Source organism: Ruminococcus difficilis (assembly GCF_016680995.1).
On record NZ_JAEQMG010000045.1, the window covers coordinates 1 to 11,361 of the forward strand.

At 50.3% G+C, this 11,361-nt stretch carries 12 protein-coding genes; 2 read left to right on the plus strand and 10 right to left on the minus strand.

Features of this window, described 5'->3' with window-relative positions; translation table 11 throughout:
• Nucleotides 1-358: 358 nt before the first annotated feature.
• The 6 genes from JKK62_RS04525 to JKK62_RS04550 all read right to left on the minus strand — a co-directional run bounded on the left by JKK62_RS04525 (nucleotide 359) and on the right by JKK62_RS04550 (nucleotide 7,746).
• Nucleotides 359-1,105: an alpha/beta fold hydrolase gene (locus tag JKK62_RS04525; protein ID WP_201427068.1), complete on the minus strand. Its 747-nt coding sequence runs from the start codon at nucleotides 1,103-1,105 to the stop codon at nucleotides 359-361.
• A gap of 250 nt (nucleotides 1,106-1,355) precedes the next feature.
• On the minus strand, nucleotides 1,356-2,840 hold the full coding sequence (gene lysS / locus JKK62_RS04530) for a lysine--tRNA ligase (protein WP_366502995.1): 1,485 nt from the start codon (nucleotides 2,838-2,840) through the stop codon (nucleotides 1,356-1,358).
• Between the two features lie 12 nt (nucleotides 2,841-2,852).
• The gene (greA, locus tag JKK62_RS04535; RefSeq protein ID WP_186834249.1) at nucleotides 2,853-3,335 is read right to left on the minus strand and encodes a transcription elongation factor GreA; all 483 of its coding nucleotides are present in this window, start codon (nucleotides 3,333-3,335) and stop codon (nucleotides 2,853-2,855) included.
• A gap of 42 nt (nucleotides 3,336-3,377) precedes the next feature.
• Nucleotides 3,378-4,223, minus strand: a complete 846-nt coding sequence (locus JKK62_RS04540) for a hypothetical protein (protein ID WP_201427069.1) — start codon at nucleotides 4,221-4,223, stop codon at nucleotides 3,378-3,380.
• Between the two features lie 56 nt (nucleotides 4,224-4,279).
• Nucleotides 4,280-6,013, minus strand: coding sequence for an ABC transporter ATP-binding protein (locus tag JKK62_RS04545; RefSeq protein WP_201427070.1), 1,734 nt, complete (start codon nucleotides 6,011-6,013; stop codon nucleotides 4,280-4,282).
• Nucleotides 6,010-7,746: an ABC transporter ATP-binding protein gene (locus tag JKK62_RS04550; RefSeq protein ID WP_201427071.1), complete on the minus strand. Its 1,737-nt coding sequence runs from the start codon at nucleotides 7,744-7,746 to the stop codon at nucleotides 6,010-6,012. The genes JKK62_RS04545 and JKK62_RS04550 overlap by 4 nt, the downstream gene beginning before the upstream one ends.
• 242 nt (nucleotides 7,747-7,988) lie before the next feature.
• Between JKK62_RS04550 and JKK62_RS04555 the strand changes: the two genes are divergently transcribed.
• Both JKK62_RS04555 and JKK62_RS04560 read left to right on the plus strand, forming a co-directional pair.
• Nucleotides 7,989-8,297 carry a DUF6809 family protein gene (locus JKK62_RS04555; RefSeq protein WP_201427072.1) on the plus strand — a complete coding sequence of 103 codons (309 nt, stop codon included), beginning with the start codon at nucleotides 7,989-7,991 and terminating at the stop codon, nucleotides 8,295-8,297.
• 179 nt (nucleotides 8,298-8,476) lie between these two features.
• Entirely contained in the window at nucleotides 8,477-8,833 is a 357-nt protein-coding gene (locus JKK62_RS04560) for a TnpV protein (protein ID WP_201427073.1), read from the plus strand.
• 56 nt (nucleotides 8,834-8,889) lie between these two features.
• Here JKK62_RS04560 and JKK62_RS04565 read toward each other — a convergent pair whose 3' ends face one another.
• From JKK62_RS04565 to JKK62_RS04580, 4 genes are all read right to left on the minus strand, one after another.
• Nucleotides 8,890-9,471, minus strand: a complete 582-nt coding sequence (locus JKK62_RS04565; protein WP_201427074.1) for a flavin reductase family protein — start codon at nucleotides 9,469-9,471, stop codon at nucleotides 8,890-8,892.
• Nucleotides 9,468-10,145: a cytochrome b/b6 domain-containing protein gene (locus JKK62_RS04570; RefSeq protein ID WP_201427075.1), complete on the minus strand. Its 678-nt coding sequence runs from the start codon at nucleotides 10,143-10,145 to the stop codon at nucleotides 9,468-9,470. The genes JKK62_RS04565 and JKK62_RS04570 overlap by 4 nt, the downstream gene beginning before the upstream one ends.
• Nucleotides 10,138-10,995 carry an aldo/keto reductase gene (locus JKK62_RS04575; RefSeq protein ID WP_201427076.1) on the minus strand — a complete coding sequence of 286 codons (858 nt, stop codon included), beginning with the start codon at nucleotides 10,993-10,995 and terminating at the stop codon, nucleotides 10,138-10,140. Before JKK62_RS04575 ends, JKK62_RS04570 begins: the two co-directional genes overlap by 8 nt.
• Nucleotides 10,996-11,018: 23 nt before the next feature.
• Nucleotides 11,019-11,361: flavodoxin (locus tag JKK62_RS04580; RefSeq protein ID WP_201427077.1), on the minus strand; the 343-nt coding region annotated here is incomplete at its 5' end.

Sequence of the window (11,361 nt, forward strand, 5' to 3'; positions counted from 1 at the left end):
TAGTCCTTAGGCTTGTTTTTTGTCCAGAAGAAATTAGGTATAAACAGCATTAAAAGAAAAATCAAACCAATATAAGAAAAGCCAAAATGCATAACCTTCACCTCAACAAATTCCGATTTATCTTTCTATCATTATATCATTTCAGCCTGAATTTGTCTATCCGTCAAACAAAAAAGACCTTGATGAAAACGAATCCATCAAGGTCAAATCCATTAAAATATGCGATTGTTTATCTTACCTATATTATATGAGAAACAGGAGAAAATCGAAGTTTGCAATTCGTTCTTGGGCATAAAAAATCAGGCAACCTCACATAAGGCTGCCTGCTATAGTATAGATTAATGCTGTAAATCAGACTTTATCTGCCCTGAACAATTTGTCGTATGGCATTTGCATATTGAGCTGCGTGATTCATTGAATACTCTCCGTGTTTAAGACCGTCTAAACAGTTCATTCTACAGGAGGGGCGCATTTTACAAATGACTTCTGCCGAACGCAGTATTTCTCTTGTTTCTTTTGCTCCAACATAAACGTGAATTTCAGCAGACGATTCTCTGAAAGCATCTTTCAGAGAGTAGGACGTATTTGCTTTTAGAAAAGCAATCATATCCTGCTTTTTTATCCGGCAAGTGTCCCTGTAATAGTCCTCAAAGAGTTCCGGCTTAATGTGCAGAGATTGAAACTGAAGCTTTGCAAAGCTTCTTTTCTTGATTAGCCAATAACTGCTGCCGAATGTCGGGGAAACCAACGCATTTGTCAGTTTTGACGGAATGACAGATGCACTCTCAACCAAAGCATAGGAGCAAATATCTTTGCGTTGTGACAGCATTTCAAGCAGAATCTGTCCGCCCAAAGAAAGACCTCCTATCAGTAATACAGAGCCATCTAATTGTTCATCAATGAATTCAATGATCTCGGACGCATTTTCTTCAATCGTAGTAAAAGGGTGATCACTCCCGGCGTGTCCGTCCAGAATCGGAAGGATGACATGATACTCCCCCTGTAGAAGCAATGCCACTTCCCGATAATTCCACCATGATAATCCACCTCCGTGGAGCAGAATGACCGCGTCTTTATGTTTCAGCCCATATTCCTGAAATTTCATGGTTCTCGCACCTCGGTTTATTCCGATTTATCTTTCTATAATTATATCATTTCAGCCTGATTTTGTCTATCCGTCAAACAAAAAAAGACCTTGATGAAAACGAATCCATCAAGGTCAAATTCATTCAAATATGCGATTGATTCAGCTCTGCACAACTTTCTGCATCGTTTGGCGTAAGTTTGGCGTAAATGGCGTAAATCCGAGACATCGCAACTCTCGAAACCCGCATAAACACTGGGGTTTTGGGGCGTTACTTATCTAAGGATTTCATTGTCGGGAAGAGCAGAACGTCTCTGATAGCAGGACTGTCGGTGAGGAGCATTGTCAGTCTGTCAATGCCGTAGCCGATGCCTCCTGTGGGAGGCATGCCGATTTCGAGGGCGTTGAGGAAGTCCTCGTCGGTAGTGTTAGCTTCTTCGTCGCCCTGAGCGAGCAGCGCTTCCTGAGCTTTGAAGCGCTCGCGCTGGTCGATCGGGTCGTTGAGCTCAGAGTAGGCGTTCGCCATCTCCCAGCCGTTCATGAACAGCTCGAAACGTTCAACATAGTTGGGATCCTCGGGCTTCTTCTTTGTCAGAGGTGAGATCTCGATCGGGTGGTCGATTACAAATGTCGGCTGGATCAGGTGCTCCTCGGCGAATTCCTCGAAGAACAGGCTGAGGATATCGCCCTTCTTGTGTCTGTCCTCAAACTCAACGTGGTGTTCCTTTGCGATTGCCTTTGCTTCCTCGTCGCTGTTGATCTCGTTGAAGTCGACGTTCGCGTACTTCTTGACAGCGTCGACCATTGTGATCCTCTCGAAGGGCTTGCCCAGATCCATCTCAACGCCGTTGTAGGTGATGGTGGTGGTGCCGAGCACCTCCTGGGCGACATGGCGGTAGAGGTTCTCGGTGAGATCCATCATGCCGTTGTAATCGGTGTAAGCCTGATAGAGCTCCATCAGGGTGAACTCGGGATTGTGACGGGTGTCAACGCCCTCGTTGCGGAAAACCCTGCCAATCTCGTAGACGCGCTCGAGGCCGCCGACGATAAGTCTTTTGAGGTAAAGCTCGAGCGAGATGCGCAGCTTGAACTCCTCGTCAAGAGCGTTAGAGTGGGTGAGGAAGGGACGAGCCGCAGCGCCGCCGGCGTTGGCGACGAGCATGGGTGTCTCAACTTCGATGAAGTCCTGAGCGTCGAGGTAACGGCGGATAGCCGCGATGATCTTGGAGCGCTTGACGAAGGTGTCCTTTACCTCGGGGTTCATGATCAGGTCGACGTAGCGCTGACGGTAGCGCAGGTCGGTGTTAGTAAGTCCGTGGTACTTCTCGGGCAGGGGCTTGAGTGACTTCGAGAGAAGTCTGACCGCCTTGGCGTGAACCGAGATCTCGCCCATCTGGGTCTTGAAAACAAAGCCCTTGACCTCTACGATATCGCCGATATCCCACTTCTTGAGGAAGCCGTACTCCTCCTCGCCGAGGTCGTCGAACTTGGCGAAAATCTGAATCTTGCCTGTCTTATCGTGCAGATCGAGGAACGAAACCTTGCCCTTGCCGCGCTTCGACATGATTCTGCCGGCAACGCAGACGTCCTTGTTCTCATATTCCTCAAACTTCTCTTTAACTGTGGCGGTATAAACATCGCGGTCGCTCGTGGTGATGACAAAGGGATCTCTGCCGGCTTCTCTGAGCGCCTGGAGCTTTTCGTAGCGAACCTTGATAACGTCGCTTGTGTTTGCCTGCTGTGGCTTGTTACCCATATTTCAACTTCCTTACTTAGTAATTTCGAGAATCTTGATGCCGACAATGCCGCCGGGTGTTTCAACCTCGACAACGTCGCCGACGCTCTTGTCCATCAGCGCAGCGCCGATGGGGCTTTCGTCGGAGATTTTACCCTCCTTGGGGTTGGCTTCATTTGAACCTGAGCCGACGATCTTGTACTGAACCTGTCTGCCTGTCGAGAGCATCTCGATCTTTACGACAGAGGTGAGGTGTACGCGCTCATTGGAGGTCTCGGACTCGTCGATGAGCACGGCGGTCTTGAGAATAGCCTCGATGGTGTTGATTCGGGCTTCCATGATCGCCTGTTCGTTCTTGGCGTCGTCGTATTCGCTGTTCTCGGAGAGGTCGCCGAAGGAACGCGCGACCTTGATCTTCTCCGCGATTTCCTTACGCTTTTCGTTTTGTAAAAATGCAAGTTCATCTTCGAGCTTTTTCAAGCCTTCCGCGGTGAGCATTGTAGGTTTTGCTGCCATATCAAAAACTTCCTTTCAGTGAAAATTGTTTTGGTTACACACTCACCTATTATATGCCTTTTTTGCGCGGTTGTCAAGAAGCTCCGAGAGGGAATTGACGGTTTGAGAGCCGTATTTTCCGCAGCAGTTAAGGGGTACTATCGACCCGAGCTCGTACTGCGCGCCGAGGGTGTAGAGTGCTGAGCAGAAATACTCCTCGCTGAGCTCGTCGGGCTTGAGCGCGTCAAAGCCGTTCGGCATGCGGAAGCTGTATTTGTAGTAAACCTCGCCGCTCACAGGGGTTGACGGTTCGCCAGAGGTGAGGACTACCGCGTCGGGACTGAGCTTCAGCGGCACATCAATACCCGTCGGAGCGAGGACAAAGCCGCAGCGTTCAAGCTCAGAGAGGTTTCTTGTCACGGTGACAGGCGCGCCGAGCTCGGTCAGAGCGCGCTCGCGGGCGAGGGAATAGATTTCATTGTCACCCTCGATTACGACGGGGTTGACGCAGTAGGCGAGAGATTGCAGAAGGTAGTCCGACGCGACGCCCTTCGGGTCGTAAATCCCGCACCTGAGTCTTGCGGCGGACGGGCATAGTCTGAGAGTTTCGAGCGCCATGTTTGCGCACAGCCTTGCCGAGAACGACCGCGAATAAAACCGCCTGTAGCCGCTGGACATCGGGAAAACCAGCTTTTCGGAGCAGAGCAGCTGCGAGCGCTGGGCGCCTATCAGCCTGTCTGCGCGGTCGAGCCGCACCTCGCCGCTGTAGCTTGTATATGTAATGTGACGCAGGCTCACGCCTCTGGCGCGGCTGACCTGAACATCGACCCTGTCGCGGCGCAGACGGTTGCGCAGCCGTTTCAGTCCTTCCGCTCTCTCGGGAACATTTACGCTTAGTGCCGTTAACATAAAAAAACCTCCGCATATAATCTACGTCAATTATATGCGGAGAAGATGATAATTATTTACTGCTTTTCAAACTGCGAGTGATATAGCGTGTGGTAGAATCCGTGCTTTTTGAGCAGCTCCTTGTGGCTGCCCTGCTCGATGATGTTGCCGTCCTTCATGACGAGGATAACATCGCTCTCCTTGATCGTCGAGAGTCTGTGGGCGACAACAAAGCTCGTCCTGCCCTTCATCATCTTGGCGAACGCCTTCTGGACGCGGATCTCGGTCAGGGTATCGATGGACGAGGTCGCCTCGTCAAGAATCAGCACGCTCGGGTTAGTCAGCATAGCGCGCGCGATACAGAGCAGCTGTTTCTGACCCTGGCTGAGGTTGCCGCCGCCCTCGCTGATTTCGGTGTCATAGCCTTTTGGCATGCGCTTGATGAAGCTGTGGGCGTGCGCGGATTTCGCCGCCGCGATAACCTCCTCGTCGGTGGCGTTCTCATTGCCGTAACGGAGGTTTTCCATGATCGTGCCGCAGAAAAGCCAGCTGTCCTGGAGAACCATTCCGTAGCTGCGCCTGAGAGCGTCGCGGCTTAGGTCGCGGATATCGGTGCCGTCGAGCAGTATCCTGCCTTCGTTGACCTCATAGAAACGCATCAGCAGGTTGATAAGCGTTGTTTTGCCGCAGCCCGTCGGGCCGACGATAGCTACGTGGCAGCCGCTCGGAACGTCGAGTGAGAAGTGCCGGATAAGCGGCTTTTCGGGAACGTAGGAGAAGCTGACATCCTCGATCGTGACCCTGCCTTTGCAGTTTTTGAGCGGAGCGCTGTTCTTGTCGGGGGTTTCGTCCGCCCATTCGAGAACCTCAAAAACCCTCTCAGCCGCCGCGATGCCCGTGTTTAGCTGAGTCAGAACGCCCGTGACCTCGTTGAAGGGCTTGGTGTACTGGTTGGCGTAGGTGAGGAAGCACGACAGACCGCCGATGCTCAGACCGCCCGATATAACGGTGACCGCGCCGAAAACGCCGACTGCGGCATAGACGAGCGCGTTGACAAAGCGCGTGCTCGGGTTGGCGAGAGCGCCCGCGAACTGCGCCTTAAAGCCGACAACGTGCAGCTCCTCGTTGTATTTGTCAAAGCCCTCGAATGCGCGTTTCTCAAATGAAAACGCCTTGACGAGCCGCTGGTTTCCGACGTGCTCCTCGACGTAGGACGAGATCTCGCCCTGCAATATCTGCTGTGCTGTGAAGCGTCTGTGCGTCAGCCTGCCGATGAACGCCGCGAGAAACAGCGACATAGGCGTGAGCAGAAAGACCGCGATGGCGATTTTCCAGTCAATTGCGATCATGAAGCCGAGCGTGCCGATGATAGTGACGACGCCCGAGAATAGCTGCAGTATGAGCTGCGTCAGACCGTCGCCGACAGCGTCGACGTCGTTGATGACGCGGCTGATAAGATCGCCGTGTGAGTTTGTGTCGATCGCCGAGAGCGGCACGGTGTTGAATTTGCGGAAAACGTCGCGGCGCAGGTCGCGCACAAGGCGGAAGCTGATCAGGTTGACGAGGAAATTCATCAGCCACTGGCAGGTGGTAACGCCTATTATCGCGATTGCGATATAGAGGATAATTTGTGTAACCGCCTCAAAGTACACCTGCCCCTCGGCGATGATGTTGTCGATAGCCTTGCCGACGAGGACGGGAATCAGTAGTGTGAGTGAGATACTGACTACGGCGCTGAGCAGCGCAAGTATCAGCAGACCCATATGATTTCTGAGCCGCGGAAGCAGCTTTTTTACAGCGGAGGATTTCATTTCGCCACCTCCGTTTCGCTGAGCTGGGAGAGGCAGATGTCGCGGTATACCTCGCAGCGCTCAAAAAGCTCTTCGTGCCTGCCCTGACCCGCGAGCCTGCCGTCGCTGAGAACGAGGATAAGGTCGGCATTTTTGATGGTTGAGCAGCGCTGTGTGACGATCAGTACGGTCGTGCCTTTTGCGTTTTCGGCGAGAGCTTTTCTCAGCGCCGCGTCGGTCGCGAAGTCAAGAGCCGAGAAGCTGTCGTCGAGAATCAGTATCTCGGGCTGCGAAACGATCGCGCGCGCGATACACAGCCTTTGCCGCTGACCGCCGCTGAAGTTCTTGCCGCCCTGTTCAACGCGGCTGTCGAGCCCGTTCGGCAGCTTGTCGACGAATTCCGCTGCCTGGGCGATTTGCAGGGCGCGGTTGATTTCTTCGTCGCTTGCGTCCGGGTTCTGCCACTTCATGTTGTCGCGGATAGTGCCGCTGAACAGAACGCTCTGCTGCGGAACTATGCCGAATTTTTTTCTGAGCTGCTCAAAGGGATAGTCGCGAACGTCGTTGCCGTCGACGAGCACCGCGCCGTCCGACGTGTCGTAAAAACGGGGAATAAGCGAAATCAGCGTCGACTTACCCGAGCCGGTACCGCCGATTATGCCGACGGTCTGACCATTTTTGACGGTGAATGAAATGCCGCTGAGCTCGTCGTCACCGTCGCTGCTGTAGTTGAAGCGGACATTTCTGAATTCTATCTTCGGTGTATTTTCTTTTGCGGAAATATAATCATGGTTGATTTCGGCGACCGAGGGCTTTGTTTCAAAGACCTCGTTGATGCGTTTCGCGGACGCGCCCGCCTTTGTCATGAGGATAACGAGATTCGCGACGACTACCATCGCGAGCAGGATCTGGGTCATGTAGCTGACGAGCGCGACGATATCGCCCGTTTTCATTCCGCCCGCGTTGACGTTGACCGCGCCGAACCAGACAATCGCGATGATCGCGCAGTCGGTGACGAGGTAGGTGATCGGGCTGAGCAGCGCCGAAAGCTTACTGACGCGCACGGAGGTTCTCGTTAAGTCCTCGGTAGCCGCGTCGACGCGCGCTTTCTCGGTATTTTGTTTCGAGAACGCGCGGATAACCCTGTTGCCCGAGAGGTTCTCGCGCGAGATAAGGCCGATTTTGTCGAGCTTTTTCTGAACTGCGGCATATAGCGGCACGCTGCGGCTCATGACGATGTAGAGCGTCAGCGCGATAAGCAGCGCCGCGCCGAAGAAAATCAGCGACATTCTGAGATTTATCGACATAGCCATTATCAGCGAGCCGATGATAATGAACGGCGCGCGGGTGAGCAGACGTATGCACATGGCGATGTTCTGCTGAACCTGATTTGTGTCGTTGGTGATTCGCGTGATCAGCGAGGGTGTGCCGAGACTGTCGAGCTCCGCGTGCGAGAGTGAGTTGATGTGCCTGAATAGCGCACGGCGTATCTCGGTGCCTGCGCCCTGAGAAGCCTTTGACGCGAAATACTGACAGAACAGCGCGCTCGTGAGTCCTGTCGCCGCGAGCAGAACAAGGACGCCGCCCATTCTCAGGACGTATTCCGTGTCGTGCAGCTCGTTGATGCCGACGTCGATGATGTTCGCCATGACCAGCGGCACAAACAGCTCGAGTATCGCCTCAAACAGCTTGCACAGCGGCCCTATTATGACTTCTTTTTTGTAGCCTTTCAAAAATCGGCGGAGTTTGATCATGATTATTTCCTTCTTTTCCGGTACTCCTTTTATTATACACGATTCGCCCGAGATGTTCAACAAAAAAAGGCACACAGCCGAAACGACGTGTTCTAAAGGATAAAACTAAATACGAGAGTAGCATTAAAGATTCGAGCTGAGTTTTCTCGGCTCTTTTCTTTTGAAATAATAAATCCACACATTCGATTTTTCTGCAATCTCCGTGTAAAATATAATCATCAAAATGAAACGGAGGTAATTCAATGAAGAACATCATTAAAGAACTGTATTTCGGCAACATTGAGCCGCAGGCACGAAGTTTTGAAAATGACAGCTTTATTCAAAAGCAAATGTCAATTCTGTCAAGCTGTGAGCAATCTCTAACAGAGAAGCTATCTGGAGATGAGAAGAAAACCTTTCTTGCATTTGCTAACTCTTCAAATGTCATATTGAGCGAAACGGAACTTGATAGGTTTATTGTAGGATTCAGGCTCGGAGCGAGGTTTGCTTATGATGCCTTTGTGGACAATAGCGCACCGTACCGTAATTATTTGAAGGAGGAGTTTGAGTGAGAAATCCAAAATACCATTTATACCTAACGCCTGATGAACGGAGGATAGTTATTAATAGCCTGATCAATTTTAGGAATGACCTTATTTCACAGGGCAGGTACACCGACATTATTGATGAACTGCTTGTCAAGTTTACAAAAGCCAAAGTCAAGAGAATCAAAATAAAGGAGTCTTGCGTTATGGCTACAAAGATTACTTACACACAACAGGGTGATTATTTACTGCCTGATCTGAAGTTACCCAAACAGCCAAAGGTTGAGATTGGAATATGGGGAAAGAGACATTTACGTTATATCAAGCAACATCACCCTATTATATATACCAATCTGTTGACGAGTTGTAAGCTCACCGCCTATCTCGCCGATATTGATGAAGAAGCAACCGAGATGTTCGATAGGCTTGTCAAACAACTTGCGGAGTGTGAAGGCGTGACGGAACTGCTCAAAGCAGAAAACCAAATGCTGTGGGTGCGGAAAATGAACAATATCCGTAATCGTGCAGTAGAAATTGTGAATAATGATTTAATATACACATAAAGTTAGCCCGACAGTCATACTGAGAGTGACTGTCGGGCTTTGGTATAGTTAGGTTATTAACTTTGTGCGGATTTCATCATTTCCTTGCCCGCGTTCCACGCTTTGCCGACCTTTTCGCCGCTAACGTAATAGCCGCTCTGGAACTGGTCGAAGATTAAAGCGTTCAGCTTTTCGGGATTAACTTTGCCGTTATCGTCGAGGACTTTTTCATCAGCGCAGACGTTAACGATCGTGCCGACTACTGCGTGGAGATTTTCGGTTTCAACTATCTCGGCGAGATCGCACTCCATTGTTATTGGGAACTCATCGACGATCGGAGCGTTTACGAATTTACTCTTTGTCGCGTGACAGCCCGATTTATCAAACTTATCGGGCATTTTGTTGCCTGTTGCGATGCCGAAGAAATCCGCCTCCGCCATATGCTCTCTGTCGGCGAGAGCAACGGTGAACGCTTTGCTTACTCTGACGTTCTGAGTGGTCTTGTGTCCCTCGCTGATAATGAGCGCGATTTTATCCATTCCGCAGATTGTACCCCAAGCCGCGTTCATCACGCAGGGCACTCCGTTTTCGTCATATGCCGCGACCATCAGCACAGGCATCGGGTATAAAGCGGGCATTGAGCCTAAATCTATTTTCATTTTGTTTTCCTCCTGAATTTTAATAATTTGCTTAGATAATTGCCGATAACGGCAAATAAAGTCATCACCGCTAAATAGTCGACGATGAACAACACTCTCGATTCGCTGAAATCAAAAAACGCGAACATCGTTTTGCCGCTCATATAACCCCAAAAGCCTCTGTGGATAAAGGCGTAGATACCATAGGCGGCAATTAGAATAAATACAGCACGTCCGATCCACTTCATTTTAGCAAAGCTCTTTTTGCTTTTCAACGGTTGGATGATTTGATCGGTATGCAGTCCGAGGTGCAGGCTCAACAGCACATAGCACCAGTAAGCACAAATTATATGAATTGTTCTCGCTGTTGCAGCTACACCTTTGAGCTGTAAAAAGGTATAGATGTGCTTTGACAGCGCGATACCGGACAGCGGCTGTAAGAACATCACGATCAACAGAATGATGTTGAACACCGTGATGGATATCCGATAAGCGTTGTACTTTCCGCGCGGGATCGCTTTCCACCATTTCAAGTGTAATATATGATGGACAATAAACAATATGAATATTAATGTTCCAATTATTTCGTGGAACTCTTCACCAATCAGGGAGTACGCCATCAAAAGCGGCATTAACACCACCATTGACAAGTCAATGATGATGTTAGCTGTTTTCTTTTTGTTTCCTTTAGTCATTGGCGTGAATATCATAAGCGCTGAGGAGCCATTCGCCTACGCCCGGGGCGTCGGGATCGTGGTTGCCCTTGCCTGTATCGAGCGCGCGGATCGCGTTCAGCTCGTCCTCGGTAAGTTTAAAGTCGAAGATTTCCATATTGCTCTTGATACGCTCGGGCTTTGTGGATTTCGGGAATACGATGATACCCTCCTGATTCTCAAATCGAAGAATAACCTGTCCCGCGTTTTTGCCGTATTTCTCAGCGATTTCGGTAATCACGGAATTGGTAAGCAAATCAGCTCTGCCCTGACCGAGCGGAGCCCACGCTTCGAGCTTAACATCGTTTTCGGCGAGAATTTTACGCAGCTCCTTTTGCTGACAATAAGGATTGAACTCGACCTGATTGACAGAGGGCATTGTATCAAAACCGGGAACAAAACTGTTCCAGATTTTCGGCGTCATATTGCTTACGCCGATAGAACGGATTTTGCCTGCTTTCTTCGCTTCTTCCATCGCTCGCCACGCTTCGTCAACTTTTCCGTAGGGCTGATGAATCAGGTACAAGTCCATATAATCGGTACCGAGCTTTTTAAGCGATGTGTCTATTGACTTCTTTGCGTCCTCATACGCGAAATCCTGAAGCCACATTTTACTTGTGATCCAGATTTTTTCGCGCGGGATTCCGCTGTCTTTAACAGCCTGACCGACTTCCTGCTCGTTGAAATAAGCAACCGCCGTATCAATGTGACGTATGCCGAGCGAGAGCGCGGTCTTGACCGCTTCGTAGGTACTTCCGTCGGGCGGAATCTGAAAGGTGCCGAATCCGATTGCGGGGATTTTATTGCCGTCATTTAATGTAATGAAATTCATAGTTAACCTCCTGTATAGTATAATCAGTAGCCCAAACCTGTGAGCCATTCTGTAACCTTATCTTTTGAATCGCTATTTTCAATGTCACCGCCGCGAATCGGCAGACCTTCCAACACTGTCGCGTTGGGTTCCTCGGTTTTTATTTGGTCATAGGTGCCGCTGTCTCCCGATCCCTCGTGGGTATTGAATGGAATGATTGTTTTACCGCTGAGATCGTAGGTATCGAAGAAGGTTTGCATAATCATAGGCAGCTCATACCACCAAATCGGATAGCCGATGAAAATCGTATCGTAACTCTCAGGGTTGAATTGCAGCTCCTTAAACTTCGGACGGTCGCCGTTGTCGCGTTCGGCAGATCGGAAGAGC